The 25,717-nt window shown below is 60.5% G+C and carries 24 protein-coding genes and 2 pseudogenes; 5 read left to right on the forward strand and 21 right to left on the reverse strand.

Annotated features, from left to right (window positions below; genetic code table 11):
• Positions 1-68 precede the first annotated feature (68 nt).
• A complete protein-coding gene (locus N1058_RS06735) occupies positions 69-1,754 on the forward strand; it encodes a sulfatase-like hydrolase/transferase (RefSeq protein ID WP_265516731.1) in 1,686 nt (561 codons plus the stop codon).
• Positions 1,755-1,903: 149 nt separating this feature from the next.
• Here N1058_RS06735 and N1058_RS06740 read toward each other — a convergent pair whose 3' ends face one another.
• The 9 genes from N1058_RS06740 to N1058_RS06780 form a co-directional block, all read right to left on the reverse strand.
• Complete coding sequence (locus N1058_RS06740; RefSeq protein WP_265516732.1) at positions 1,904-2,149, reverse strand: GlsB/YeaQ/YmgE family stress response membrane protein; 246 nt, start codon at positions 2,147-2,149, stop codon at positions 1,904-1,906.
• Between the two features lie 291 nt (positions 2,150-2,440).
• Positions 2,441-2,854, reverse strand: a complete 414-nt coding sequence (locus N1058_RS06745) for a CAP domain-containing protein (protein ID WP_265516733.1) — start codon at positions 2,852-2,854, stop codon at positions 2,441-2,443.
• A 226-nt stretch (positions 2,855-3,080) separates the two neighbouring features.
• The gene (locus tag N1058_RS06750) at positions 3,081-3,980 is read right to left on the reverse strand and encodes a dihydrodipicolinate synthase family protein (RefSeq protein WP_265516734.1); all 900 of its coding nucleotides are present in this window, start codon (positions 3,978-3,980) and stop codon (positions 3,081-3,083) included.
• Between the two features lie 44 nt (positions 3,981-4,024).
• Positions 4,025-5,764 carry an L-arabinonate dehydratase gene (gene araD / locus N1058_RS06755; RefSeq protein WP_265516735.1) on the reverse strand — a complete coding sequence of 580 codons (1,740 nt, stop codon included), beginning with the start codon at positions 5,762-5,764 and terminating at the stop codon, positions 4,025-4,027.
• Between the two features lie 48 nt (positions 5,765-5,812).
• The gene (locus N1058_RS06760) at positions 5,813-7,306 is read right to left on the reverse strand and encodes a tripartite tricarboxylate transporter permease (protein WP_265516736.1); all 1,494 of its coding nucleotides are present in this window, start codon (positions 7,304-7,306) and stop codon (positions 5,813-5,815) included.
• A gap of 9 nt (positions 7,307-7,315) precedes the next feature.
• On the reverse strand, positions 7,316-7,825 hold the full coding sequence (locus tag N1058_RS06765; protein WP_265516737.1) for a tripartite tricarboxylate transporter TctB family protein: 510 nt from the start codon (positions 7,823-7,825) through the stop codon (positions 7,316-7,318).
• A 65-nt stretch (positions 7,826-7,890) separates the two neighbouring features.
• Positions 7,891-8,829, reverse strand: coding sequence for a tripartite tricarboxylate transporter substrate binding protein (locus tag N1058_RS06770; RefSeq protein WP_265516738.1), 939 nt, complete (start codon positions 8,827-8,829; stop codon positions 7,891-7,893).
• 66 nt (positions 8,830-8,895) lie between these two features.
• Complete coding sequence (locus N1058_RS06775; RefSeq protein WP_265516739.1) at positions 8,896-9,288, reverse strand: cupin domain-containing protein; 393 nt, start codon at positions 9,286-9,288, stop codon at positions 8,896-8,898.
• 18 nt (positions 9,289-9,306) lie between these two features.
• Positions 9,307-10,503, reverse strand: coding sequence for a mandelate racemase/muconate lactonizing enzyme family protein (locus tag N1058_RS06780; protein WP_265516740.1), 1,197 nt, complete (start codon positions 10,501-10,503; stop codon positions 9,307-9,309).
• A gap of 321 nt (positions 10,504-10,824) precedes the next feature.
• Here N1058_RS06780 and N1058_RS06785 point away from each other — a divergent pair, with 321 nt between their 5' ends.
• The gene (locus tag N1058_RS06785) at positions 10,825-11,547 is read left to right on the forward strand and encodes a FadR/GntR family transcriptional regulator (RefSeq protein ID WP_265516741.1); all 723 of its coding nucleotides are present in this window, start codon (positions 10,825-10,827) and stop codon (positions 11,545-11,547) included.
• A gap of 18 nt (positions 11,548-11,565) precedes the next feature.
• Here the strand turns inward: N1058_RS06785 and N1058_RS06790 are convergent, their stop codons facing one another.
• Positions 11,566-12,210, reverse strand: a complete 645-nt coding sequence (locus N1058_RS06790) for an SGNH/GDSL hydrolase family protein (protein WP_265516742.1) — start codon at positions 12,208-12,210, stop codon at positions 11,566-11,568.
• A gap of 203 nt (positions 12,211-12,413) precedes the next feature.
• Here N1058_RS06790 and N1058_RS06795 point away from each other — a divergent pair, with 203 nt between their 5' ends.
• Positions 12,414-12,788 carry a hypothetical protein gene (locus N1058_RS06795; RefSeq protein WP_265516743.1) on the forward strand — a complete coding sequence of 125 codons (375 nt, stop codon included), beginning with the start codon at positions 12,414-12,416 and terminating at the stop codon, positions 12,786-12,788.
• 108 nt (positions 12,789-12,896) lie between these two features.
• Here the strand turns inward: N1058_RS06795 and N1058_RS06800 are convergent, their stop codons facing one another.
• The gene (locus N1058_RS06800; RefSeq protein ID WP_265516744.1) at positions 12,897-13,142 is read right to left on the reverse strand and encodes a GlsB/YeaQ/YmgE family stress response membrane protein; all 246 of its coding nucleotides are present in this window, start codon (positions 13,140-13,142) and stop codon (positions 12,897-12,899) included.
• Positions 13,143-13,368: 226 nt separating this feature from the next.
• On the opposite strand from N1058_RS06800, the gene N1058_RS06805 reads away from it, so the two are divergent.
• Positions 13,369-13,758 (forward strand): helix-turn-helix domain-containing protein, encoded by a 390-nt coding sequence (locus tag N1058_RS06805; protein ID WP_265516745.1) that lies wholly within the window; start codon positions 13,369-13,371, stop codon positions 13,756-13,758.
• A gap of 363 nt (positions 13,759-14,121) precedes the next feature.
• Here N1058_RS06805 and N1058_RS24205 read toward each other — a convergent pair.
• A pseudogene (locus N1058_RS24205) lies at positions 14,122-14,214 on the reverse strand (hypothetical protein); the annotation flags it as partial.
• A gap of 698 nt (positions 14,215-14,912) precedes the next feature.
• Here N1058_RS24205 and N1058_RS06810 point away from each other — a divergent pair.
• Positions 14,913-15,938: a glycoside hydrolase family 26 protein gene (locus N1058_RS06810; RefSeq protein WP_265516746.1), complete on the forward strand. Its 1,026-nt coding sequence runs from the start codon at positions 14,913-14,915 to the stop codon at positions 15,936-15,938.
• 332 nt (positions 15,939-16,270) lie between these two features.
• On the opposite strand, the pseudogene N1058_RS06820 reads toward N1058_RS06810, so the two are convergent.
• The 9 genes and pseudogenes from N1058_RS06820 to N1058_RS06860 form a co-directional block, all read right to left on the reverse strand.
• Positions 16,271-16,663 (reverse strand): annotated as a pseudogene (locus N1058_RS06820) (XRE family transcriptional regulator); the annotation flags it as partial.
• Positions 16,664-16,693: 30 nt separating this feature from the next.
• The gene (locus N1058_RS06825) at positions 16,694-17,797 is read right to left on the reverse strand and encodes an acyltransferase family protein (RefSeq protein WP_265516747.1); all 1,104 of its coding nucleotides are present in this window, start codon (positions 17,795-17,797) and stop codon (positions 16,694-16,696) included.
• A gap of 271 nt (positions 17,798-18,068) precedes the next feature.
• Complete coding sequence (locus tag N1058_RS06830; protein WP_265516748.1) at positions 18,069-18,584, reverse strand: DUF995 domain-containing protein; 516 nt, start codon at positions 18,582-18,584, stop codon at positions 18,069-18,071.
• 45 nt (positions 18,585-18,629) lie between these two features.
• Complete coding sequence (locus N1058_RS06835; protein ID WP_265516749.1) at positions 18,630-19,592, reverse strand: glycoside hydrolase family 26 protein; 963 nt, start codon at positions 19,590-19,592, stop codon at positions 18,630-18,632.
• Complete coding sequence (locus tag N1058_RS06840; RefSeq protein ID WP_265516750.1) at positions 19,589-20,194, reverse strand: DUF995 domain-containing protein; 606 nt, start codon at positions 20,192-20,194, stop codon at positions 19,589-19,591. The genes N1058_RS06835 and N1058_RS06840 overlap by 4 nt, the downstream gene beginning before the upstream one ends.
• Position 20,195: 1 nt before the next feature.
• On the reverse strand, positions 20,196-21,593 hold the full coding sequence (locus N1058_RS06845; RefSeq protein WP_265516751.1) for a UDP-glucose dehydrogenase family protein: 1,398 nt from the start codon (positions 21,591-21,593) through the stop codon (positions 20,196-20,198).
• A gap of 62 nt (positions 21,594-21,655) precedes the next feature.
• Positions 21,656-23,446 carry a glycosyltransferase family 2 protein gene (locus tag N1058_RS06850; RefSeq protein ID WP_265516783.1) on the reverse strand — a complete coding sequence of 597 codons (1,791 nt, stop codon included), beginning with the start codon at positions 23,444-23,446 and terminating at the stop codon, positions 21,656-21,658.
• Positions 23,447-23,514: 68 nt separating this feature from the next.
• Entirely contained in the window at positions 23,515-24,501 is a 987-nt protein-coding gene (gene galE, locus N1058_RS06855) for a UDP-glucose 4-epimerase GalE (protein ID WP_265516752.1), read from the reverse strand.
• Positions 24,498-25,514 (reverse strand): UDP-glucuronic acid decarboxylase family protein, encoded by a 1,017-nt coding sequence (locus N1058_RS06860; RefSeq protein ID WP_265516753.1) that lies wholly within the window; start codon positions 25,512-25,514, stop codon positions 24,498-24,500. The genes galE and N1058_RS06860 overlap by 4 nt, the downstream gene beginning before the upstream one ends.
• Between the last annotated feature and the right edge of the window lie 203 nt (positions 25,515-25,717).

The following is a 25,717-nucleotide window of genomic DNA, read 5'->3' on the forward strand; positions in this document are numbered from 1 at the left end:
GGCCGGAGCTTGCTGCCTCATCCAGTTCCCCCGCCTGGGCGCGGCGAAGCGCAAAGTAGGAGCTGTTGATGGCCGGTACCCAGCGGGTCAAAACAGACGGGGTGTCTCGCGGCAAGAAGGATAAGGGGACGCGAAGCTACCCGCTGCATCCCTTTCTGTTTGCGCTTGCGTCCGTCCTTGCCGTGATGGCGAACGGGCTGAATCAGATCACTTTCACCGATGCCGCGCCCGCACTGGCCGGGGTGCTGGTTTTCGCGCTGGTAATTTATCTCGCGGTGGCCGCTGTGCGCCAGGATTTTGGCGTCGTAACGACGGTGGTCGCCACGGTCTGGATCGTGGGATGCCTGTTCTATGTCGACCTGTTCGGCCGCCTGAACCGCATGCTCGACGGTGGCTACGCGATGGTTGTTTCGCTGCCCTTTGCACTCATCGCGCTGATCTTGCTGACCCTTCTCGTGCTGCGAATACGACGATGGCTGGGCGCCGTCGATATTGTTTTGAACTGCATTGCCGTTGTCATGTTCGTGACACCTGCCTGGCAGGCGGTCGCCTACAACTGGCGCAACGATGTCGCTCGCTTCATCTATGACGCGGATCGAGCTGCAGCCCAAGTGCCGGGGGTCGATGCGCCGGAGAAGGAAACGCTCGCCGATGCAGCAAACCGACCGGACATCTATCATTTCATCTTCGACCGCTATGCTTCCGAAGGAATCCTGAAGCGCCATTACAACTTCGACAACCGGGCAATCGGGCGGTTTCTGGAAGACCGCGGCTTCTACGTCGCCCGTTTGAGCAACTCCAACTACCAGAAGACGGGCCATTCTCTCGCCTCGACGTTCTACATGGATTATCTCGACCTCTTAGCGGATGCGCAGATAGAAGGCGGCAATTGGCGCCCCATCTATGCGATGCTTGACGACCATCGCGTGGGACGGTTCCTGAAGTCGCGCGGATACGAGTTCATCCAGTTTGGCTCCTGGTGGGGCGGAACATTCGATAGCTCCCTCGCCGACGAGAACCGGCCGCATGGTTTCAGCGAATTCAACATGATCTATTTGAGACGCACGATACTGCGTCCGCTATTCCATGCCCTGCCGGACACCGACCTCACGATGCGCCTTGATTGGGACAACGCGCAATGCCAGCGGGTGTCGGACCAGATTGCGGAAATCAAGGAAATCGGCGAGAGGGACCACCCTCTATATGTCTTCGCACATATATTGGTTCCGCACGGTCCTTTTGTCTTTGCTCCCGATGGGCGCTGCCTCAGTCAGAAGGAGGCGGCCGAGCGTGGCAGCGCGCAAGGCTATGTCGACCAGATCGCTTATGCCAACCAGATCATACGGGAAATCGTGGCCACGCTTCAAAGTCGCGACACGGATCCGCCGGTGATCCTGATTCAGGCCGATGAAGGGCCGTTTCCCGAGCATGATTGGAAGGGCGACTGGCATGAAGCGCCCGCCGACGCACTTCAGATCAAGACAGGCATCCTGAATGCCTACTACTTCCCCAACAGCGCATATGACCAGCTATTCCCCGACATAACCTCGGTGAACACTTACCGCGTGGTGTTCAACGCGCATTTCGGAACCGACTACTCATTGCTTCCCGATCGCATTTTCGCCTTTCCCAACACGAATCGGCTCTATGAATTCCATGACGTCACGGACACGGTACGCGGAAGCACGGAGGAGGAGCCGGCCGGGACAGCCCCCGATAACGACCAAGCCATCAGCCCGCCGGCTACGGAATAGATGCAACGCGCCGTGATCTTGTCCAGACAGGCCCGGGCCTCAATTGACAGACGGCCCGCCGCGCCGGAAGCGCAGCGGACCGCGGCAAACATCATGCGTGCTCAAGGTGGAGCGAGGAAGATGCCAGCCAAGGTCCACCTCTGTGATGGCTACCTGGAGACCGCTCGAACGATTGCTATGAGAATACTGGCGCCAATGAACCCTGCGATCAGGTAGCCGATCCAGCCCCCGAACGAAATACCGAACACCCCAAGCAGCGCGCTCGCCACGGCAGCACCGACGATGCCGAGCACGATGTTCATGAGAAGCCCGGTGTTCGTGTTCATGAACTGCTTTGCCAGCCAACCGGCTATGCCGCCGATGACGATGGCTGCGATCCAACCAATTCCCTCCATAAGGAATCACCTCCTATGTGAGCAATACAGCGCATGATCCACCAGAACGGCGAACATGCAAGGTGCAGAAGGAGATGCACCGGACGCTAATCGAATTCGTCGGCTGCGGCACAGGCTCGGGGCCAGGATTTGGAGCGCGCGAATTCCGCGCCGGCTTGCGGCGATGGGCAGGCACAAAAACTCTCCAGCCGTAAGGCCCGCGGAAAGACAATCTGCTGATTGTTCGGCAGGTTGAAGCTGGTCGAATAGCCGCTCAACCCACCACAGCGTCACGAACAAAGTGGAGATCGCCTACGGCCGTGCCTCGACGCGTTCGCCGACGAAGGCCTGCACGGCATAGAGCTTGCCTTCGGCGGACGCAATTCCGAACCCGAAGCTTTTGACGCGCGGATCCACTATGTTGCGGCGATGGCCCGGGCTCTGCAGCCAGCCGGCATGGAACTCGATGATCTGCTCACCAGCGGTCCGGCAAGCAATGCAACTGGATATGTTTTCCGCAATGATATCCCAAAGGCCGCCGCCGGCTGCCCGATAGCGGTCCGCCACATCCTGCCCCTCGGGGGAGCGGTGTGCATAATAGTCCCGCCGCGCCATATCCTCGGCGTGAGCTTGCGCCGCCGTATTGAGCGGCTCGGCGATGCGCAAGCCCGGAAGACCTTCACGCGCCCGCTCCGCGTTGACGAGCGCGAGAGCGCTCTGCCGCAACCCTTCAAGTTTGCCGACAGTCTCCAGTGACCTTTGCCGAGGCGAAGCGCAGGCAGCGCATATGAGAAGAAGGAGCAGCACCCAAGCTGCCCCTCGCCAATGTTCTGAGATGGTGCAAAGCCGATTCACGTGGGTCTGCTATCACGGAATTGTGGCCTGTCCAGTCCAGCCTGCGCCAAGCCCTCGTGCGTCGCAACTCTGCCAGCAAGAATGACCGCTCGTAAACTCACAGAAGCTTGTTGGCCCTCATGAAGGTCTGAAGCTGTTCCTCCTGGGAGGGGCTGAGGGGCCAGGCCGAAGGCGGGCGCGTGGGGCCGCAGTCGTGCCCAAGCGCCCGCAGCGCTGCCTTGACCCCGGTCACATTGGCGCCGTTGAGCTCTTCGGCGCGGATCGCTTCGAACGGTTTCATCTCGCCGATCAACTCGCGGGCCCGAACGTAGTCGCCGGCTTCGAGCGCGCTGTGGATGGCCACCGAACGTTCGGGCCAGACGTTGATCAGCCCCGAGGTGAAACCGCGCGCGCCGACCGCGTAGAAGGCCGGGGCCCAGACCTCGGCGAGGCCGCCGACCCATACCACGTCCGGGCGCGAAGCCTCGATCGCCTCGGCCAGTTTCAGCGGATTGGGTGTTGCCCATTTGACGCCTGCAACTGTCTCGATCGCGCACAGTTCGGCAATGGTCGCCGTGCCGATGGCATCGTTGCGCAGATAAAGGACTATGGGCGTGCCCTCGGCCACTTCCGCGACGGCCTTGACGTAGTCGACGATCCCGCGCGGGGCGGCAAAGGGGTCGGGCGGCTGGTGGATCATAAGGCCCGAGACACCGGCCTTGACCGACACGTCGGCAAGCCGGCAGGCATCGCGAACCCCGCGGCCGACGCCGCCCAGCACGGGCGCGCGGCCATCGACAAGCCCCACGACCGCCCTGACCATGGTGCATGCCTCGTCGATCGTGAGGGCGTAGAATTCACCCGTGTTGCCATTGATGACCGGCATATGGACGCCCGCGCCGACGACCTTGTCGACGATGGGTGCGAGCCTGGCGGGGGCGACCTCTCCGTTTTCGTCGTAAGGGGTTACAAGAATGCCCGAGATGCCGGTAAGCGCATCGCGAAAGGCTTTTGACATGATCAGCTCCTCGATGGTTTTCTGGTAAGGCCGTAGCGGGCGGCTCAGTAAATCGCAGGCTCGTCCGCCGAAGGTCCGAAGCGGGCGGTGAGATAGTCGAAATCGCACCCTTCGTTGGCCTGCGTGACGTGCTCATTGAACATGTGGCCATAGCCACGGTGGAAGCGGGGTTCGGGACGGATCCAGGCGGCGCGCCGCGCCGCGAGTTCGTCATCGGCGACAAGCGTGTCGAGCCGCCGTTTGGGCAGGTCCAGCCGAACGATGTCGCCCGTGCGCAAAAGCGCCAGCGGCCCGCCGATAAAGGATTCGGGCGCCACATGCAGGATACAGGCACCATAGGAGGTGCCGGACATGCGCGCGTCGGAAATCCGTAGCATGTCCCGGTGTCCTTGCTTGATCAGGGCCTTGGGGATCGGCAGCATGCCCCACTCGGGAAAGCCCGGCCCGCCCTGGGGGCCGGCATTGCGCAATACGAGAATATGGTCCGGCGTCACGTCGAGATCCTCGTCTTCGACGGCGGCTTTCATCTCCGGATAGGAATCGAAGACGAGGACCGGCCCTTGGTGCACGTGGAAGCGCGGATCGCAAGCAGCAGGCTTGATGACCGCGCCGTCGGGGCAGAGATTGCCACGCAGCACCGCGAGCGAGCCTTCATGGTAGACGGGATTGGAAAGAGGGCGGATGACGTCCTCGTTATAGATCTCGGCACCCTCGAGCGTTTTGCCGAGCGTGGCGCCGGTGCAGGTCAGCACGTCGCGGTCGAGCCGCCCGCCGAGCTGCTTCATCAGCCCGCGCAGCCCACCGGCATAGAAGAAATCTTCCATCAGATATGCACTGCCCGAGGGCCGCACATTGGCGATAACCGGCGTGGTGCGGCCGAGTGCGTCGAAATCCTCGAGCGTGAGCGGCACGCCGGCGCGGCGCGCCATGGCCAGAAGATGCACAACGGCATTGGTCGAGCAGCCCATGGCCATGGCGACCGTTGCGGCATTGCGCACCGAAGCCGGTGTTACGAGCGCGTCCGGGCGCAGGTTTTCCCATACCATGTCGACGATACGCCGTCCGCATTGCGCGCTCATGCGCTTGTGCCCGGAATCGGGCGCGGGGATGGAGGAGGCGCCGGGCAGGCACAACCCCAGCGCTTCGGCAATTGCGGTCATGGTCGAAGCGGTGCCCATGGTCATGCAGTGGCCATACGAGCGCGCGATGCCGCCTTCGACCCCCAGCCATTCCTCATCGGAAATGTTGCCCGCGCGGCGCTCGTCCCAGTACTTCCATGCGTCCGAACCGGAGCCGAGTACCTTTCCGGCATAATTGCCTCTCAGCATCGGCCCCGCCGGAAGGAAGATGAACGGAACGCCGGCACTGATCGCTCCCATGACAAGGCCGGGCGTTGACTTGTCGCATCCGCCCATCAGCAGCACGCCATCTAGCGGGTGGGAGCGAATGGTCTCTTCCGCCTCGATCGCGATGAGGTTACGGTAAAGCATCGAGGTTGGCTTGGTGAAACTCTCGTCGACGGAGATCGTCGGTATTTCGATCCCCAGCCCGCCGGCCTGGGCTATGCCGCGTTTGACGTCCTCCGCCCTGTCCCGGAAGTGCAGGTGGCAGGGATTGAACTCCGACCAGGTATTGAGAATGCCGATGATCGGCCTCCCCTCCCAGTCCTGCGGATCGAGCCCCATCTGCATCATGCGCGAGCGGTGCCCGAAGCTGCGCAGGTCGTCGGGTGCGAACCAGCGGGCACTGCGCAGATCACGGGGTGCCAGACGACGGCTGGTCATGAGGAGAGGCCTCCGTTCGCGATAATATGGAAGTGGTTGGACATCGAGCTAGCTTGCCGTCTGCCGTCGTGAGCGGGCTTTCAGAAGATTCCGGATTGAAAAACCGAGCAGGACAGTTGCCGCGGCCAGAAGGGTGGCTGAGATCGGTCGGGTCACGAATGTCGACCAGTCGCCGTCGGCGAACATCAGCGCCCGCCGCATGTTGGTCTCGAAAATGGTGCCCAGGACGAAGCCGAGCACCATGGGCCCGAGCGGGAAGCCGTAGCGCTCCAGAAGGTAGCCGACAATGCCGAAGCCGAGCATCAGCCAGACGTCGAAGATGCGATACTCGCCGACATAGACCCCTACCACCATCAGCAGCGTGAGCACCGGTACGAGGTAGTGCCTGGGGATCAGGAGAACGCGGGGAAACATCTTGATGGTCAGCAATTGAACGACGAGAAGCGCCAACGTCGCGAGCAGGAATGCCGCATAGATCGTCGCGATCAGCTCTGGCTCATTGCGGAAGAGGAGTGGGCCTGGCTGCAAGCCATGGATGGTGAAACCGCCGATCAGGATTGCCGTGACGCCGTCACCTGGGATGCCCAGCGTGAGGAGCGGCAGAAGTGCGCCACCGACCGAAGCGTTATTGGCCGTCTCGGCGGCGTATATGCCTTCAAGCGAACCTTTGCCGAATTCCTCGGGCTTGCGAGAAGCTGACCGCGCTGCACCATAAGCTACCAGGTTCGATGCAGAGCCGCCGATGCCGGGCAGCACGCCGATGGCGATGCCGATGGCTGCGGAGCGCACCATGTTGACGCCATTGGCGACGAACTCGCTGAGCTGGATGCCTGTGCCCTTTAGGTCGAGCTTGCCTTTCACGCGGGTGCCCGGCTCGGTGATCTCGCGAATGATCTGGGCAATGGCAAACAGACCGACCATGAAGGGGATGATGCCGATACCCGCCAGCAGATCGATACTGCCGAAGCTGAACCGTTGCGCCGAACCGATGGGTGCAAAGCCGACCATCGAAAGCGAAAGCCCCAGAAGTGCGGCGAGCAGTCCCTTCAGGAGGTTGGACTCCGATAGAACCACGACGAGAACGAGGGCGGCGATCGTCAGCGCGGTGTATTCGGCCGCGCCGAACTGAATCGCGAAACGGGCGACGACGGGCGCAAATCCGACGAGAACGGCAAGCCCCAGCAGGCCGCCGACGGCGCTCGCCACCATGCCGGTGGCAAGAGCCTTAATGGCTTGGCCTTTGCGCGCAAGCGGATAGCCGTCGAATGTGGTGGCGATGGACGAGGGCGTTCCCGGAATTCTCAGGAGCGTGGCGGCGACGAGGCCGCCCGAGACACCGCCGATATAGGTCGCAACCAGCATGGCGATGCCGGCGTCGGGCTCCATGGCGAAGGTCACGGGCAGGAGAAGGGCGAGCGCCATGGTCGCGCTCAGCCCCGGCAATGCGCCGAAGATGAGCCCCACGGTAACGCCGAGCACCATCAGGACGAGGATGTGCGGCTCGAAAAGATGGACGGCGCTGGCAAAAAACAGATCAACCATGGTCGGGTCTCAACTCCACCAGACGCCGGGTACGGAAAGCCCCAGAAGGCCGTTGAGCGCATAACCCAACAGCAGAACAACAAGAACGGCGACGACGACCTTCCTGACGACGGCGGCAACGGCGAACGTGCCCAGGAGCAGGATCGAGCCGGCCAGAAACAGGAAGGACGCGAGCGAGAATCCAAGATGGTTAAAGGTCGCTACGTAGCCGATCAGCAGGGCTGCGAGCGCGATCCGGCGCCAGACTGCCGGTGGCGCGACGGTCTCATTGGGCGTGTCGAGGTCGTCACCCGATTTGGCGTGGCCGACCGCTCGGCTCGTTTCGAAGCTCAGTTCCGGGGGCGTGCGCAGGGCCAGAAGCGCCCCCAGCACGGCCATGGCGCCCCCCAGAATAAGCGGAACCAGTTGGGGCCCGGGATCCCCCGATCCTGGGAAATTCGAAACAATCATCAGGCTGCCCAGAACGATCAGGACGCCCAGAATGCAGAAGATGAGGCCGCAAACCCGATCCGCCGTCACGACAGTATCCTCCCAGGGAAGAAGCGATGCGGGACCCCAACGGGCCCCGCACGCCATGTTTGCACTCACTTGCCGAGTAGGCCGGCAATCGTCTCGTGCTCGCCGGCGAGGAACCCGGCCGCCGCCTCGGGCCCGCGCAGAGCCGGAGCCTGGCTTTGCTTCGCCAGCGCCTCGGCAAACTCAGGATCGGCCTTGATCTCGGCGACGATCTGGTCAAAGGCATCGACCGCAGCCTGATCGACCTCGCCCGGCCCGTAAACCGTCATTACCAGCGGGAGCGAGAAATCGATCCCCTGGGAAACGGTGGTCGGAAACTCCGGCGCGGCCGGATCCGGGGTCTCGTTCATCAGCGCAAGGACAATCATCTGCCCATCTTCGGCATATTGCTTGGCGTTGGCCACACTCATCGAGATGACGTCCACCTGACTGCCGAGAAGGGCGGTGATGCGGTCGGACTCGGTGCCCGCGTCGACGATCCGCATGTTGCCGCCGGTGGCCTGGTTGAGCGCTTCACCCTTGACCTGCGTCGTTCCGCCCAGCTGCGAGCCGATATTGAGCTCGCCCGGATGCTCCTTTGCATAGGCGATCAATTCATCAACGGTATCGAACGGTGCGTCCTCGCGCACTGCATAGACCTCGTTGATCTCGGAGGTTGTCGCCAGCGGGGTGAACGATTCCCAGGAGAATGGCGACTGGCCGAAGAGGTTGGCCGTGTGGAGGGCGGCATGAAAGAAGAACAACACGCTGCCATCGCTTGGACCCTCGGCGACCGTCTGGGCCGCGACGACTCCGCCGCCAGCCGGCTGATTGACAATGGCGAGCGAAGCATCTGAGTGCTTCTGGAAGAACTCGGCAAAGAGCCGGGCGCCGGCATCGGTGCCTCCGCCCGGGCTTGCGGGCACGAATACGCGCACCGTATCGACAGGATAGTCTACCTGCGCCAGGGCGGCACCGGGCATCAACAGGCCGGCTGCGAGCAGTCCGGCTTTCCAGAATCGGGTCATCTTGATCTCCTCCTTGTTATCCGAGAGTGGATTTTCGGCACGCGTGAACATCTGTCTCGCGTGCGATCATTCGACATCGCGTTCGCCGAAGGCGCCGAGATCTGGCGCCTCCTCGACGTATTCATGCTGAAAATCATCGACGTTGAAGACGGCCACCACCGTGTCATCCTCCAGGGCGATCGGGGAGTGCACCATGCCCACAGGGATCATGGTGCCCTCAAGAGCCCGCAAATCCAGCGAGGGACTGTCCTTGACGTCGATCCTCAGCCGGCCCTTGAGGACCAGCCAGCCCTCGTCGCCATTGACATGTCGGTGCCAGGGAAACCGCCCCTCGACCCGCGCGATGCGCAGATTATATTTGTCGTCCAGGCGAAAGACATTGAAGTTGGTACGTGGGGGATGACCCTCCAGCGTATCGATGACGTTGAATTTCTTGAGTGCGCCGAGGCCGCGGTCCATTGTTCTTCTCCTTCAGCCTCAGTCCGAGACGTAGTTCGCGCCATGGGCCGGGCGATCCCATTCGACCAGGCCTGCCTGGAGCGCAGCGAGCTTGTCCTCGTCGATTTCGAAACCGAGACCCGGGCCCTGCGGCACGATCAGCTGGGTGCCGTCGTAGCGCAGTTTCTCGGTGACGACGTCATCCACGTAGAGCAGGGGCCCCACGGGATCGCCCGCGTAATGCAGTTGCGGGACGACGGCGCCCAGATGCGCATTGGCGGCCGTGCCGATGCTCATCTCCTGGGTCGTGCTGATGAGGGATTTGAGCCCAGCGGCCTCGGCCAGATCGAAGAGCTTCTTGGCCTGATAGATGCCCCCGGACTGGATGGTGATGTTGAAGACGTCGACCGCACCGGCGCGGATCATGCGCATGGCCTGGGCAAGGCTCGAGATGTGCTCGGAAATGTCGACATCGACCCGCTTGCGCAATTCGGCCATGCCTTCGTAATCCTCGCGCCAGCTCGGGCTTTCCAGGAGCTCGAAGCCATATTGGCGGAACCGGTCGTAGATGCGCAGCACATCCTTCCAGTGGTGGTGTCCCTGGAAATCGAGGGCCTTGAGCTGGACCTTGTCGCCGAACCGGTCGCGGAAGGCGATGAGGAAATTCTCGTCTTGCTCGAAGTTGACCCCCACGTAGTAGCGGAACCGGGTCACCCCTTCGGCCACGAGTGCATCCATGTAGCCAAGGTAGCGTTCGGTATCGCTCTCCTTCTTGGCCTGGAAAACGGGGTAGGTGATCTCGAAACGATCACGCTGACGACCGCCCAGGAGATTGTAGACCGGCGTGCCGAACGCCTTGCCGACGATATCGTAGAACGCCATCTCGACGCCTGCTGCGATCTGGGAGGCCGGCGTAAAGGGTGGGTAGGTGTTTGCGTAGCGGAAATAGGAAGGCATATAGGCCAGTAGCCGCTCATGGAGGGCAGCGATCTCGAACGCATTCTGCCCGAGCGCTACTTTTTCGATGCCCATCTTCACCGCGGCGGGATCGGGCATATACATGCGATAGCAATCGAGGTCGGAGATTTCCCCGACGCCGGTGATCCCGGCATCGGTCGAGAGCTGAAGAACGATGTGGGAACTGATGGCGCCTGTGCGGCGTCGCGTCTGCACCGTCGTCAGTTTCACGTCGGTGATCCGGATAACGTCTTTTCCGTTGGAATAGGTGTCGTTCATTTCGCTCTCATCTCGCGGCTCCCATGTCGGATCGCGGGTCTCCACTTTGACCCGGACCCGATGGCCGTATTCATTTTACAAACTCACCTCATGAGCGTGATTGGTCTTACTTTTATAAATATGGTATGTCAATGAGAGGCCGCGTCTCGTGAGGCAACGCTGGAATCGCGTGGGGATAACGTTCGTGTTGTGCCTTTCTTGCCATGGAATATGCGAATATGTCCCGGTACGGCGCGCCTGATTTGTATGACCAATGAAAATGAGCCGGCGGGAGAACTCGCTTACATGCCAAAAGATGTCACGCGGAAAAGGAAACCGATTATGAACAGCGATGAGCCGTCCTCTATCGTCAAATCGGGTGTGTCGGGCTCTCTGAGCGATCGTGTGTACGAAAAGATCTATCAGAACATCACCCTTGGCGAGTGGCCGCTGGGAGCGCGGCTGCCGACCGAAGTGGAGCTGGCGACGGCTTATGGCGTATCCCGGCCGGTCGTGCGCGAGGCGCTCCTGAGGCTGCGTATCGACGGGATTATCGAGTCGCGCCAAGGCGCAGGTACGCGCGTCATCAACATGCCCAACCGCTCGGTCCTCGAGTTCGCCGAACCGGGCAGCATCGCCGATCTTCAGCGCTGCTATGAATTCCGCGTGGGAATCGAGGGCGAGGCCGCCTATCTGGCCGCTCTTCGCAATTCACCCGAACGGATCGCCGATATCGAACTGGCCCATAAGCGAATGCAGGAGGCCATGTCCGAGGCCGATGCCTTTGGCGCAGAGGAAGATATCAACTTCCATCTCGCCGTCGCCCGAGCGACGGAAAACTCATACTACATCGCCACTATCGAGTCGGCGACCAAGGCCATCATGGTGGGTATCAAGATCGCTCGTACGCTCTCGCGCTGGACGAACGAGGAACGCATTGCCAACGCCGTGGCCGAGCACGCGCGTCTCCTGGAAATCATCAAGTCCGGCGATGCGGACCGGGCGCGGGCTGCCATGCGCGCCCACATCGAAGGGGCGCGAGAACGGGTCTTCCTGGGCAGGTGAGGGTGGCGCGCTGCATCCCTATTCCTGCGCGAGGCCCAGCATCTCCCGCACGACCGGTGCCAGCGCCATGCCCACCGCTCGTGAATTGGTCGCGTCTAGATGCACCCCATCGGCACCGGAAGCCTTCGCGAAGGGTGCGACATCGAAAAATCCGGTTGCCGCCTTGCGTGCGACCTCGCGGTAAAGCTCCGCGAGCTTGTGAGACTCGGCTATGATCCGTTCTCCGTCCGGTCCCGAGCCGTCGAATTTCTTCTCGAAATGGGGTGGCGCCACGATAAGCACCTCCGGCGCCGGGACATCCCAATTGTACGGGTAGTCCCTTACTATCCGGACAAGCTGTTCGATGCCTTTTGCAGCACCTTCCGCGCGCCCGCACATGGCGGGTTTGAGGTCGTTCGCGCCCAGCATGATGATGACGAGGTCCAGGGGATTGTGGCTGCCAAGCAGAATCGGCAGCGCATGCGCGCCGTTCTTGTCTGCGACGGACTCCGGATCGTCATAGATTGTCGTCCGCCCGCCGAGCCCTTCCGCGACGACTTGAACATCGGTGCCGAGCGCGGCGGCCAGAACGTTGGGCCAGCGATCGGCGAATGCATGCCGCCGTTCCGCCGCGGCGTCGGTACCCCAGGTCAAACTGTCGCCAAATGCCAGGATGGTCTTCATCGGCCCGTTGGTTGAGAATCTGAGCGTTGGGGGGAAAAGAGCGCGTCGGTTCGTCCCCGGCGCAGCAAAGTACTATCGTGAAAATCGGGATTTTCAAGCGTGTAACTCAACACGCCGCTTTTCGGGCCAGAACCACGCATGGCGGCTCCATGGCTGAAGCGGATGCCTGGAAGCTATGAGCCAGCGCGCATACTGACCAAATCATGGATGTACTCGGCGAGATCGAACGCCTCAACGGAGCCGCCTGGACGCAGTGCGTGGATAGACGCTCGCCGCAGGCGGCAGGATTCCGGCATCGTCATGTGTTTTTGAAGGCGATTTATCCACGGTGTTTCGGCCCGGTGAATAATGGCTCTCATCAAGCGATGGAGCCGATAATGATCCCCTTCCACCTGATCTTTTTAACTGTCCTGGCGATGACTGTTCTGAGCGGAGCGGCGGCCACTGTGGTGGCCTTTCTTGGCGACACTCGAAGCAATCGGGCTCAGCGTCGATTGGTCGAGATTCTGTGCCAGATCGCTCTTTTGGGCGCCGGTGCCATCATCGCATTGCTTGCCAGAGCGGTAAATGCTGGATGATCAAGTTGACAAACGACCCGCGCGCCGGAAGCGCAGCGGGTCGCGGCGAACATCACGCGTCTTCAAAGTGGTGCGGAGATGCCAGCCAAGCTCCCCCATCTGTGATGGCTACCTGGAGACCGCTCGAACAATTGCTATGAGAATACAGGCGCCAATGAACCCTGCGATCAGGTAGCCGATCCAGCCCCCGGACGAAATACCGAACACCCCAAGCAGCGCGCTCGCCACGGCAGCACCGACGATGCCGAGCACGATGTTCATGAGAAGCCCGGTGTTCGTGTTCATGAACTGCTTCGCCAGCCAACCGGCTATGCCGCCGATGACGATGGCTGCGATCCAACCAATTCCCTCCATAAGGAATCACCTCCTATGTGAGCAACGCAGCGCATGATCCACCAGAACGGTGAACATGCAAGGCGCAGTTGTTCCCGCACGGCCTCGACAGACCTCGGATAAAAGAAACCAAACGCCGGCCTCCCCGCTCACCGGCTGGAGGCTGCTCCAATTATGGCATCAACCCTAACGCGACTGAAAGGAATGTCTGCGACGAAAGACTTTCAGGTGGTGGGAGAGGCGCCAGATGCCCCAGAAGAGGCCGAACGATATTGATCGCACCGTCGGATTCCGCCTGATGCACCGGCGCAAGATGCTCGGCAAATCCCAAGGCGACCTCGCCGACGCGGCCGGCATCAGTTTTCAGCAGGTCCAGAAATACGAGAAAGGTGTGAACCGGATCAGTCCGAGCAAGCTTTCCGTCTTCGCCGATCAGCTCGGCATCACGCCGTCCTACTTCTTCAAGAACACAGAAGCCGACGGACTGCCGCTGTCCGAGAACCAGAAACTGAACGTGGCCCTGGTTCAGGACGCGGCCGAACTGAACAGGCTCTTTCCGCTGATCCCCGATGAAGGAATGCGCCGAACGCTCATCGAATTCGTCAAGGCGGTGGCACGGGTCAAGGTCGGGAGTTGAAACGAGCGCCCGACCAGGCGGTGCTGGTCAGAGTTGCAGAGCCGCGGTCGGGAGAGATCTAGTCTGCCTTCTACGGCTTTAACTTTGACATCCTGATCGCGACATTGGGGGGAAGGGCAGGGTGCCACCCTTCTTTGCCCTTGTTTCGGGGCAACCCTATGCCAATTGGAATCTCCCAACCTTCTACCGTAGACGGATTTGCTCGAAGGCGAGCCGTCACTACAACGTGCCGGGGCATGAGGTCGCCAATGCGGCCTTGCGGATCGCCACGAGGGTTTTCGGCGATATAGGCGATCGGGTTGCCATCGTTGAGCTTGCATGGCGACGATGGAGGCCAGTAGCGCCCAATTTTCGGCGCCGACCTCATGACCGGCAGAAAGTGCATCTTTCTTGTAACGGCGACTGGCTTGTAAGAGCGGCCGGCCTCATGGCGTTCTCGAGCGGGTTAGCATCGAGCTCAAGCCGTCCGTCATCGAGTAAGCGGGTGAGACCTTGCCCAGCGGATGTCGGTAGCCGGGGTGGAACCCGACGAGATCATCGACAGCTGTTTTTCGAGCCACAGCCGCAGTGCTGCGATGATCGGTGCTGGGTGCAGTCCCCTTAATCGTTCCACCGCCCATACTGATCTGAGCGAGATGGATGAGGTGGGCGACCTGCTTCTGGAGTTTGGCGCTGAACCAAACATTCCGCCTCCGCCCGGCAGGATTCGTTACCTCCGGGAAGTGACGCACTTATTAAAAATTTTCTAAAGATTCCTAATAATTTTTCTGTTTTACATGAACGTCAATTTAGTGCGCAGATCTTATTATAAGTTTACATAAAGTAAAATTGGAGGATGTATATATGATAGGTCCAGTTGCGTTATATATATGTTGTTGTATATTGACTAGATTTGGGATGATAGTAAGATTTTCTAAGTTTATCTCAATTATACTGGTCCTCGGAATTTCCGCCGGTTGCTCGACTGCCGTCGATCCGAATATGATGACGGCACCAACGTCTGCCGAATTCGGCTATTCCTCGCAATTTATCCAAAAGAACGCGGCAGAGACTGTAAAGAGATCCGGAAAATCAGTCACCAAGGCCGCGAACAGGACCCATCCCGGCCGCGCACCCTACATCTGTACGCCAAGCGGCTTTGGGAGGACCTCGAAATGCTTCGCTCGATGAAGCTCGCAGGCGTGCTGGCCCTGTCACTCGCCGCCTTGTGCATTGCAGTGCCTGGCGGGTTAGCGGAGGGGCCGTTATCACCCGAGGAAGCCGTATTCGGCATCGACATGACCAAGACGACTTCGACGACACCGAGGCAAGGAGCAAGCGGTTCAGCTTCCGGAGGCAGATCGCTGATGCTCGGCGTCTACGATCCCCACAACCGGTTCCAGAGCTCGGACTATCCGGACATCGAGCACGTGTTCGTCTACTGGCAAGCTCTCGACAAGATCCTGCTCTCCAGCAAAATGCGCCTTGCCCGAGAAAAGGGTAGGATCCTGATGGTGACGGTGGAGCCCTACACCAAGGCGGTGAACTGGCGCGATGGCGGCGAGCGGCTGTTCGGCGACATTGTAGCCGGCCGCTTCGACGCACAGATTGCTTCGTTCTGCGGGGCGCTTGCCAACTTTCGCGGCGAATCATGGATACGCTGGGGTCACGAGATGGAAGATGCTACCGGTCGATACCCTTGGGCCAGGAACGATTCACGCGGCTACGTGGCGGCGTATCAAAAGTTCGTCGATACGTGCCGGAAGATCGCACCGCGGGCCCGTTTTGTCTGGTCGCCAAAGGGCGAGCGTGGACTTGCGGCCTACTACCCGGGCAATGCCCATGTAGACATGGTGGGTTTGTCCGTGTGGGGGCTGGAGAAGTGGGACCGCGACAGGCACGGCCGGCCGCGTGGCTTCGCGGAGACGTTTCGCGAAAAATACCGCCGCGTGGAAAAATTCGGCAAGCCCGTCGTCATCGCCGAACTCGGCGTAGCCGGACGGGACGCCTACCGGCAGGCTTGGTTATCGGAAATCCAGGCCATGGCGGCCAGGAGTGCGCCGTTCCCGCTGCTGAAGGGCGTCGTATATTTCAACGACAAGGAGCCGCACTACTGGCCGAATGGCTACGGTTCCCCGGATTGGCGGGTGTCAGTCTCCGCTTTCGCGCAGAGCCGGCCGCTCGCGGTATCGTCCAGATAGGAAATCGGTGGTCGCGCTGGGAAAAAGTGGGACCACCGCGGGCGGCATCAGCCCCTCGGTTACCGGCCGAAACATGCCTTGATCCGGCTTAGGCGCGAGGCGAAGCAGTGCTTCCAGAAAGCAAACCTTGAGGGTTTCGCCAAGGTAGAGCACGCCGAAACGGTTCTCCGCAATACGGCGCCTGGTATCACTGAAGCGGCTGGGACTCTTTCCAAATCCAAGCGGGTCCGGATACGCATTCATGTGGGATGCGTCCAAACCGCCTTCCAGCAGGCACGGTTTCGATATCGGGCTTGGCATTTTTGAAGCCAATGGCGGCTTTGTGGCGGGCATTACCGGAAGTCGCCGTGTGCTACACCTTCGGCTGCTGCGATCACGTCATCCGTTCGACCACGCCTTAGCGCTTCAAGGCCGGTCTGCCTATTGAGGGCCCCATGAGGTGTGACGAGAAATCGGTAGACTGCCCAGACGCTACCTCCCAGGGTTTCCTGGAGCGCGGACAACGCGCCGAAGGGCCGGCCATACTCGTCGAGCTGCCAGGCTGGGAACCGGAATCCCCCCTTAGCGCCATCGAGGCCAAGAACCTGGCCGGTCTGGCGCCTGGAACTGACGGTTACCCGGGATACGCCCAGCATATCCGCGAAAGCTTCGGCCGTGAGCATGTTATCCTCGGCACGGATTTCCTGCCATGTCCTCCCGATAACAATCCGGCGGTCGCGCTGCCGCACAACCACATGCGGCTGCTCATCCTGACCCTATGAAAGTGAGCCTACTTTCGATTCGATTGTTGGGGTCACGTTCGGCACCGTTTTCTTTAGTCGGAGGGCTGGCTGTTCCACCAACTGCCATGAAAGATATGCGATCAGGGCGGTCCCAGGCAACGCCAGCGCCGCCATTTCATATCCCGACAGGCCATCTCCCACCATCGCCCGGATAACTTGTGTGACTGGCCAGCCGTAGAGATACACTCCGTAAGAAATATCGCTGCCACTGCTGAACCATGCCAAGGGCTTGATATTGGCTGCGCCCAGCCAGATGAGCGGATAGGCGGTGAGATAACAAAAGGTCTCCGGCAGAATCTGGAAATGAACTGCCGGCACAAGTGCGAGCGCAAACAGCGCGGCTATCCACCCGCGAAGTTTATGGAACTGCACCAGCCAGTTCATGACAATGCCACAACAAAATGACGGAAGGACAAACAGCAGCTGGGAAATCCATTGGGCGGAAATCGCCTTGCCATACATGATGGAGAGTCCGACGATTCCGAGGGCAATGATGACCGCAAAGATTTGCCGGCGTCCTTTGACCAGAGACGACGCCATTAACAGTGCAATCAAAACGTAGCCGGCCACCTCCAAGCGGATTGTCCACAGAACCCCGTTTGCCAGCCCTGGCAGATAGTCCTCTTCGCTTGACGGCGGGTAAAACGCGACATCGGCAAAGTACAAGCCATCGGAGTGCAAGAAGATCGCCTGCATGGCTGTGCTAAGGACCTTCGGGTCCAGTATGAATTTTGCCGTGCTGTCGATCGCAAATGGCGGGCAAAGCACATAGGTGACGAGCAGTGTGCTAACGACAAACGCCGGTGCGATTCTGAGGAACCGCTTGCGGAAATAATCAGAAAGTCCCGCCGAGTGCTTGGCACTTTCCGTTACCAGAAAACCACTAAGGATGAAGAAGATAAACACGCCATAGACGCCAGCACTTGAGCCTGTCTGGTGAAGCGGCTCGGTGTCCTCTGATCCGGTCGCGATCAGGAACGCATGAGAGAAGACGACCGATGCGGCCGCAACAAGCCTGAGAACATCGAAGTTGGGATATCGTACTGAGGACATGGCGTTATTTGAGCCTATAATCATTGCATTTCTGCTGTATCAAATCCTTGTACGCCGGTTCATCTTCGGTCCATTTGTCCTCTCCCGTTTGCATTTTGGCCCTGTCTCCATCTGTCAAACGCTATAGCCGGCTTTTCATCTTCCGGTATCAACGCGTGAATTTCCGATGTTCGCCGCACGCCCATCCGTGTTGGCTTGGACGTCTGGTGAGCGTCGTGTTGCTGACGCTCACCAGACCGCTATCCAGTCATGCTCGAGAGATGGGAGGCCCGTAAGCAAACAAGCTTAGCGGCATTCATCGCAGAGCTTCCAGCCGCTGCATATGGCCCTGGACGAGATCACCCCGACGTAACTTTCTCGACTCATCGCCGGGGCTGGAAGGATTGCTTTTAAAGACATACCATTTACCGCCCATGGACGGTTTCTGGTAGATAACGCCATCCTTCTCCCGATGCGAAAAGCAAGTGATGTTCGGCCAAGCAGACATTTTCGTACGCCACAGCGCGCGCATACAGACTTGTCCACTATTCGTTGTATACCAACTGCCTTTGGCATAGGTCCAATAATTGCCCGTCTGGGACCAGGCAGTAAAGCGCCGCTTTCTGTCCGCGGAGAAATAGCCGGCACCGTTGCCCCAATTCCAGGAACGCCCTGCGTAGAGCACATCAAGTGCTTCGGACGACACTGGTGCCCCAGCCTTCGCCTGGAGTGCCACCTCGCGAGAATAGTCGTCTTTCGCGTCGGCCCTTGCCGAAGTCGCAAACAATCCCGAAATCGCGATACCTGCCGCAATTAGCGCTAACCTACTCATTTCCTTCTCCAGTTCGACGTTTCATTCTCACTTTCCGAGAGCTGCTTAGTTGGACATTTTCTCCTGAACGACGCGCCAATCGGGGCGACCAAAATCGGGCCAGGGGTAAACTTCGCGGTCGTTGAAGTAGACAACGGCGACCAGGTCCGGGAATTGCGGGTGGGGCTTCGTGACGTCCTGCGCCCACCGGCGCACGTAGGCCTGATCGCCGTCATAACCCAGCTCGGCAACGATGATCGGTTTGCCAAAGCCTTTGGCGCGCTCATAGCCCGGCTCGAGCCATTCAGCGAATGTCTGATCGGCGCCGAAACGACGGTTATCATAGGGTTGATAGCCGAACACGGAGAGGCCGACGATGTCTACATAATCGTCACCCGGATAGTATTCCTCCAGGCCTTCTTTTCCCTTGGGCGACCAGACGAACTGGGCGTCTTCAAAGTACTCGCGGCAGACCGTGATGACATGGCGGTAGGCGTTCACAAACTGCTCGGGCTCCCAGTAGGCCCAGGTGAACTTGAACCAGTCCTCGTCGTCTTCGTCCATCTCCTGGCCCCAGCGGATGGTGACGGGACTCTCGAGCTTTGATGCTTCGCGGCACACGGCAGCCATGTTTGAATCGAACCGACCGGCCATGATGCCGCTGTAGAGTTCATCGGGGGAAAGCCGCCAATCGAGCGACCATGACCACGGCTCGACCGTGATCATGAGCGCACGCCCGCGTTCCAGCGCGTACTCGTCGGCGATTGCGAGGGTAGTCAGATCGACATCTTCCCAAGGCAGGAAGAGATGCTCGATCTTGGGATTTGGATCCTCACTGAAGTCGCCGTGCGGGTCGTAGGCGCCGAAATCGATCGACTCGGGTGTGATGATCGGACGCTTGTCCGACGGCATTCTGGCTGTCGGAGAATTGGGATCGGGAATCCTGGGGGGATTGTCGGATGCAAGGACAGCCCCCGACAGTATTAGTGCGCCCACTGAAAACGCAGCCACTTTCGTTGTGGTTTTCATCGTACCTCTCCATTTGCTTCGCTAATTTGTGGTTGCACGGCGAGTGTCCCTTCTGGATCGAATTGTTCTGTGGGATTGCGGAGCGCCTCCAGCTTGGCGGAGACGAGGTCTTGGCGGACGAGTTTTGTGAACTCGTCACCCTCCTGCAGCTCGGCATGCCGGAAGACATACCACTCACCGGAGGGCTCCTTCTTTTGGAAGATGGCCTGTCCGTCTGTCCTGTGACTGAAGCAGGTCCTGCCGCCAAAGGTATCGGCCTGGCTGTGCCAATCAGCCTGCAGGCAAAGCTTGCCTGTATCGGTGACGATCCAGCGGCCTTCCGCCCAGGCGGCGTCCGTGCCGGAACCGGACCAGGCCTTGAAGACGCGTCCTTCGTCCTGCATGTGGCCAGCACCATCGGACCATTGCCACGATTTGCCGCGATAGAGCATGTAGAGTTCCACGCCGGTCATGACCCGCGTGTTTTCTGGCAGGACGTCCTCACTGGCGGCCCAGCCCTGACCGGTGAAGATGAAGATGGTGGCCAGGGCGCCGGTGAGTGCGCACAGACCGCCAGTGGATCGGACGCCTTGGCGCCTATCAGCATCTGTTTTCTTCGTCATTCTATCCTCGCACCGCGTGGGTTTCCCGTGGGGTCTGCGCAGCACTCCATTCCTCGCGCCTCCGTGCGATCGAGTCGTTAGCGGCTGTACCGGCAGGCCGGCCGATGACCGTGACCTGGAAGCCGGCGGCTTCCGCTGCTCCCGGCTCGAAAGCGTTGCGCAGGTCGATCAAGACCGGCGAGCGCATGACCTTCTTCAAGGCCGCAAGCTCGAGGCGGCGAATACTCTCCCATTCCGTGACGACCACCACGGCATCCGCGCTGCGGACGCACTCGTACGGGTCCTCGAAAAGAGCGACGTTGTTGAGGATACCGGCAGCGTTCTCCATGCCCACGGGGTCGTGGGCTCGGATCGATGCACCAAAGCGCTGCAGGGTCTCGATCAGCGGCACGGAGGGGGCATCGCGCATGTCGTCCGTGTCAGGTTTGAAGGTGAGACCCAGAACGGCGATCGTCAGGCCCTCGACCTCGCCACCGACGGCATCCAGCACTTTCAGCGCCATTTTGCGCTTGCGCGCCTCGTTGGCGGTCACGGTCTCCTCGACGATGCGCAGCGCCACGCCGTAGTCTTGTGCCATTCTCAGGAGCGCCAGCGTATCTTTGGGGAAGCAGGAGCCGCCGTAGCCGGGGCCGGCATTCAGAAAGCTTGCGCCGATGCGTTTGTCGAGACCGACGCCCAGCGCCAGCTCACCCACATTGGTCCCTACCTGCTCGCACAGATCCGCCAGCTCGTTGATGAAAGTGATCTTCGTGGCCAGGAAGGCGTTGGCGGCATATTTGATCAGTTCCGATGTGCGCCGCTGGGTTACGACAATCGGTGCCTTGGTGTCGGCGAGAGGCTCGCTGTACAGCGCCATCATCACGTCGCGCGCGTTTGCGTCCTCGACACCGATCACGACCCGGTCGGGCTGCACGAAATCACGGATTGCCACGCCCTCGCGCAGAAACTCCGGATTGGAGGCGACCGAGTAGCTGCCGGGGCGGCGCGCCGTGGCAATGATTTTGTCCACGGCATCGCCTGTTCCCACCGGCACCGTCGATTTCACGACCACGACCGCATTCTCGGCAAGCAGCGGTGCGATTTCCCGGGCTGCCATATAGACAAAGGAAAGATCGGCATCGCCATGCCCCGCACGCGATGGTGTTCCGACCGCTATGAACACTACTTGCGCATCCATTACGGCGGCTGCCAGGTTATCGGTGAAGGAGAGCCGTCCAGCTTCGCGATTGCGCTCAACAAGCTCGTCGAGGCCCGGCTCATAGATGGGCAGCCGCCCGTTGTTCAGTCCGGCGATCTTCTCGGCGTTCTTGTCGACGCAAATGACGTCATTACCCCACTCGGCGAAACAGGTTCCGCTGACGAGGCCTACATATCCAGTTCCGATTATTGCTACTTTCATTTCCGTATCCTTGTGCTTCTAGGAGCGTCCCTTCCGTAGAGCAGTTGCGATGGGTCCTTGGGTTAGTAAGACTTTGTTTGCGATGCCGGGCGCCAGCTCGGTCTGAAGATGGTCTTGCGCACGTTTGGGCCACCCATGCCTGCTCCGGCGACCGCGTAGCGATCCTCGAAGAGGCGCAGGCCGCCTGCACCCCAAGCGAGTGCCTCCAGCCCTTCCTTTCCGCGCTCGGCCGTGGCGAAGCCAGGCAGTGCAAGGAGGATGGCCAGCGTTGTCGCCATGGCTGGGCGGTAGCCACGGCTCTTCACACGCACTGTATTCTCACGGGCGTGCTGTATAACGATGATCAGAAAAAGCGTGCTGTAGAGCACCGCATTCACGATGGCGAAGAGATAGAAGCCGCGCGTCTCACCCGCATTGTCGATCAAAAGCACCGGCAAGACCGATGCCACGGCCAGGAAGGCATAGGGAGCCAGAACCCGTGTCGGCAGCGGATCAACTTCGGACGCGCCCTTCGGCGTGACACGAAAATCGACGAAGGAGCCACCGGTCCAGTCGCGCAGTGCCATCGCCGTTCCCGCAAGGGCCCAGGGCCAGCGGGCGAAGAGGAAGAACGTCGTCTCCCAGCTCAGCACCTTCGCGTCACAAGGCCGGAAGGAGCCGCCGGAGCGCCAGCGGTAGGCCATGAGAACGAGGACGAGCGACAGGGGCGCGAAATGCGACAAGAAGGCGGGATAGGTGACTGCCGCGAAGTTCTCGCCGCGCAGGAGTGCGGCGATCGGCATGGCGAACATCACCGCCATGAAGAGCGAAAAAAGCGGATACCAGAACTGCGAGAACAGGAACTGGAACTTGAGGCGCGACGGCAGTCGGCCCACCAGCTTCGGCGACAATTCGAGGAGCAGCATTACCAGGCTGCGCGACCACTGGAACTCCTGGGTGACGAGGTCGCCGAAAGTGCGCGGGCCGTCGCCATGGGCGATAGCGTCCATTGCATGTACGCCCTGCCAGCCGTGGGCGTTCATCATCAGCGTCGTGGAATGATCCTCGGCCAGCTCGGGGCCGAGGCCGCCAATCGCCTTCAGCGCCCTTGTGCGCACGGCGTAATGCGAGCCGATGCAGAGTGGCGCTAGGCCGCCGTTATAACCGGCCTGCAGCGACCCGTGCATGCTCGCTTCCGCATAGAGCCGCCCGCGCGCCGACCAGCTTTCGTGGGCATTCTTGTCGCAGATGCTGGGCGCGGAGACATAGCCGACAGCAGGATTCGCGAAGGGTCGCAGCATCTGGTACAGATAGTCTAGCTCCGGCACATGGTCGGCATCGAGCTGGGCGACGAAGTCGTAGCGATCATAGCCGTAATGATCGTAGAAGAAGGCAAGGTTGCCTTCCTTGCAGCGTGTGCGCCGCGGCCAGGCGGTGCGATGATAGTCGGCCCGGCCTTTGCGGGTGGAAACGAATACACCGTGACGGCGACACCATTCCAGCGTTTCCAACGACGGATCCTCGTCGGCAAGCCAGGTGTCGTGCGGCACGTTCTGGGCCAGCATGGCCTTCAGCGTCTCCGCGACGATGGGAAAGGGCTCCGACGGTGCCTTTGTGACGACCATGGCGACGCGGCTGCCGGCCGGCAGCTGCAAGGGGCCATTGGGCTTCATCGCGCGATAGAAGACGGCCAGGAAATAGGCCGGCAGCAGCGTGACCCAGGCAAGGACCAAGGTGACGGTTATGGATCCCAAAAGGTCGACATGATGCTCAGGCCTCAACCACCAGGCCCAGAAGTAGATGAGCGCGACGAGCCAGAGGGCCACGCCCGCCAGATATTCGACGCGTCGCCAGCCCGTCAGAACCGGCACCATGGGCGGCTCTATCGCGGGCTCGGCCGCAAGCTCGGGCGCGCTGAGCTTTATCCCGGGAACGCGCTGCGTCATGCCCGCGTCTCCAGGCCGAAGAAGGGAGCAGCGGTGCGCACGATGGTGTCGAGGTCCGAAAGCTCGGCGGCGAAGCCCAGCGCCTCGCGGGCAAGGCCCGGATCAGCATAGAGGACCGGCGGGTCGCCGGCACGGCGCGGGTGAAATTCGACCGGGACATTGCGACCGGTAACCTGCGCGATGGTGCCGAGAATTTCCCGGATGGAGGATCCGCTGCCGGTTCCAAGATTTACCGCGAGATTGCCGCCACCATCGGCCAGATGCTCGCATGCCAGAACATGGGCACGCGCAAGGTCACTCACGTGGATATAATCGCGTACACAGGTGCCGTCCTCGGTCTCGTAGTCGTCGCCGAAGATCGTCAAATGCGACAGGCGCCCGGCCGCCGCCATCAGGGCTCGGGGAATGAGATGTGTCTCCGGATCATGCCGCTCCCCGATCTCGCCGTCCGGATCGGCACCGCACGCGTTGAAGTAGCGCAGAGCCACGTAGTGCATGCCATAGGCGGCAGCATGATCCTTCAGCATGTGCTCGGCCATCAGCTTGCTGCGGCCGTAGGGATTGATCGGGCGCTGCTCCGATGTCTCCCCGATTGGCAACTCCTCGGGAATGCCATAGGTGGCGCAACTACTCGACAGAATCAGTTTGTTGACCGAAGCCGCGCGGCAGGCATCAAGAAGCGAAATCGTTCCAGCAACGTTGTTGCGGTAATATTTCGCCGGATCCTCGACGGACTCACCGACATAGGCGAAAGCTGCGAAGTGAATGATGGCTTCGGGTCGGTACACCTCGAGCGTCGCGATAAGGGATTCCCTGTCGAGAATGTCACCCTCGACAAAGGGGCCCCAGCGCACCGCGTCGCGATGACCCGAAACGAGATTGTCGTAAGTGACAGGCTCGATGCCGTGGGCCGCCAGGGCCTTGCAGGTATGGCTGCCAATATATCCGGCGCCGCCGGTCACTAGCACACGCGGCGTGGTCATGCGGCGCTCTCCTGAGACACCGTCGTCTCTACTCCGAGCACCCGGTCGAAATAGGCGATGGTCTTCGACAGTCCCTCGGCGAGGCCAACGGTGGGTTTCCACGCCAGCGCCTCTCTTGCCCGGCGAATATCCGGGCGGCGCTGTTGGGGGTCATCGACAGGAAGCGCACGATGCACGATCCGCGATTTTGACCCCGTCATGTCGATCACGAACTCGGCAAGCTCACGGATCGTGAATTCATCGGGATTGCCGAGGTTAATGGGGCCGGTGACATCGTCCGGCGACTCCATCAGACGCACGAATCCCTCGATGAGGTCGTCTACGTAACAGAACGAGCGTGTTTGGGTGCCGCTCCCGTAAATGGTTATGTTCTTACCTTGAAGGGCCTGAACGATGAAGTTCGAGACGACGCGGCCGTCGTTCGGGCGCATACGCGGACCGTAGGTATTGAATATCCGGCAGACCTTGATGCTAACGCCATACTGGCGTGCATAGTCAAAGAAGAGCGTTTCTGCGCAACGCTTGCCCTCATCGTAGCAAGCCCTCGGGCCGATAGGGTTGACGTTGCCCCAGTAGAATTCGGGCTGGGGATGAACATGCGGATCGCCATAGATTTCAGAGGTTGAGGCCTGAAAGATCCTTATGCCGCGTTCTCTTGCAAATTCGAGAAGATTGAGTGCCCCCAGCGCGCTCGTCTTCATGGTATGAATTGGATCGGCTTGGTAATCAGGCGGCGAGGCAGGGCAGGCAAGGTTGTAAATCTCATCGACGGCAAGTTCGCTGCAGGGCGTCACGATGTCGTGGCGCAGCAGTTGAAAGCCCGCGTGTCCGATCAGGTGCTCAACGTTCTCGACCCGCCCGGTCGAGAAGTTGTCGAGACATAAGACATTGTGTCCCAGCCCGAGCAGCCGCTCGCACAGATGCGACCCCAGAAAGCCGGCGCCGCCCGTTATAAGGATTCGCCGCGAAGCTGGATTCGGAGAGACGATATTTGTGATCCGTGAATTGCCCATAAAAGCCTCCGGACGAAGAAACTGGTTTCAGTGGTAGCCAACCAAGAACCGGTGTGAAGCGGCCGCACCTGTCCTCTGCGCGTCTGACAAAGCCTCGCACTTGGACGCTTTCTCGGCTCGTGACCTCAGGTCTGCTCCATGCAGACGATATCCACCGTCGACATGCGCCTGGGCACAGATGACGTGATGAGAAATATCAAGAT

The organism is Nitratireductor luteus (assembly GCF_026162365.1).
GTDB lineage: Bacteria > Pseudomonadota > Alphaproteobacteria > Rhizobiales > Rhizobiaceae > Chelativorans > Chelativorans luteus.

What these genes read in the sequence shown, in the direction of transcription:
- N1058_RS06800 (WP_265516744.1), bottom strand. Translation starts at nt 13,142, where the DNA reads ATGGAGGGAATTGGTTGGATCGCAGCCATCGTCATCGGCGGCATAGCC.
- N1058_RS06795 (WP_265516743.1), top strand. Translation starts at nt 12,414, where the DNA reads ATGGATGTACTCGGCGAGATCGAACGCCTCAACGGAGCCGCCTGGACG.
- galE (WP_265516752.1), bottom strand. Translation starts at nt 24,501, where the DNA reads ATGACCACGCCGCGTGTGCTAGTGACCGGCGGCGCCGGATATATTGGC.
- N1058_RS06810 (WP_265516746.1), top strand. Translation starts at nt 14,913, where the DNA reads ATGCTTCGCTCGATGAAGCTCGCAGGCGTGCTGGCCCTGTCACTCGCC.
- N1058_RS06750 (WP_265516734.1), bottom strand. Translation starts at nt 3,980, where the DNA reads ATGTCAAAAGCCTTTCGCGATGCGCTTACCGGCATCTCGGGCATTCTT.
- N1058_RS06825 (WP_265516747.1), bottom strand. Translation starts at nt 17,797, where the DNA reads ATGATTATAGGCTCAAATAACGCCATGTCCTCAGTACGATATCCCAAC.
- araD (WP_265516735.1), bottom strand. Translation starts at nt 5,764, where the DNA reads ATGACCAGCCGTCGTCTGGCACCCCGTGATCTGCGCAGTGCCCGCTGG.
- N1058_RS06835 (WP_265516749.1), bottom strand. Translation starts at nt 19,592, where the DNA reads ATGAAAACCACAACGAAAGTGGCTGCGTTTTCAGTGGGCGCACTAATA.
- N1058_RS06850 (WP_265516783.1), bottom strand. Translation starts at nt 23,446, where the DNA reads ATGGTGCCGGTTCTGACGGGCTGGCGACGCGTCGAATATCTGGCGGGC.
- N1058_RS06735 (WP_265516731.1), top strand. Translation starts at nt 69, where the DNA reads ATGGCCGGTACCCAGCGGGTCAAAACAGACGGGGTGTCTCGCGGCAAG.
- N1058_RS06860 (WP_265516753.1), bottom strand. Translation starts at nt 25,514, where the DNA reads ATGGGCAATTCACGGATCACAAATATCGTCTCTCCGAATCCAGCTTCG.
- N1058_RS06770 (WP_265516738.1), bottom strand. Translation starts at nt 8,829, where the DNA reads ATGACCCGATTCTGGAAAGCCGGACTGCTCGCAGCCGGCCTGTTGATG.
- N1058_RS06805 (WP_265516745.1), top strand. Translation starts at nt 13,369, where the DNA reads ATGCCCCAGAAGAGGCCGAACGATATTGATCGCACCGTCGGATTCCGC.
- N1058_RS06740 (WP_265516732.1), bottom strand. Translation starts at nt 2,149, where the DNA reads ATGGAGGGAATTGGTTGGATCGCAGCCATCGTCATCGGCGGCATAGCC.
- N1058_RS06775 (WP_265516739.1), bottom strand. Translation starts at nt 9,288, where the DNA reads ATGGACCGCGGCCTCGGCGCACTCAAGAAATTCAACGTCATCGATACG.
- N1058_RS06780 (WP_265516740.1), bottom strand. Translation starts at nt 10,503, where the DNA reads ATGAACGACACCTATTCCAACGGAAAAGACGTTATCCGGATCACCGAC.
- N1058_RS06785 (WP_265516741.1), top strand. Translation starts at nt 10,825, where the DNA reads ATGAACAGCGATGAGCCGTCCTCTATCGTCAAATCGGGTGTGTCGGGC.
- N1058_RS06845 (WP_265516751.1), bottom strand. Translation starts at nt 21,593, where the DNA reads ATGAAAGTAGCAATAATCGGAACTGGATATGTAGGCCTCGTCAGCGGA.
- N1058_RS06840 (WP_265516750.1), bottom strand. Translation starts at nt 20,194, where the DNA reads ATGACGAAGAAAACAGATGCTGATAGGCGCCAAGGCGTCCGATCCACT.
- N1058_RS06760 (WP_265516736.1), bottom strand. Translation starts at nt 7,306, where the DNA reads ATGGTTGATCTGTTTTTTGCCAGCGCCGTCCATCTTTTCGAGCCGCAC.
- N1058_RS06790 (WP_265516742.1), bottom strand. Translation starts at nt 12,210, where the DNA reads ATGAAGACCATCCTGGCATTTGGCGACAGTTTGACCTGGGGTACCGAC.
- N1058_RS06830 (WP_265516748.1), bottom strand. Translation starts at nt 18,584, where the DNA reads ATGAGTAGGTTAGCGCTAATTGCGGCAGGTATCGCGATTTCGGGATTG.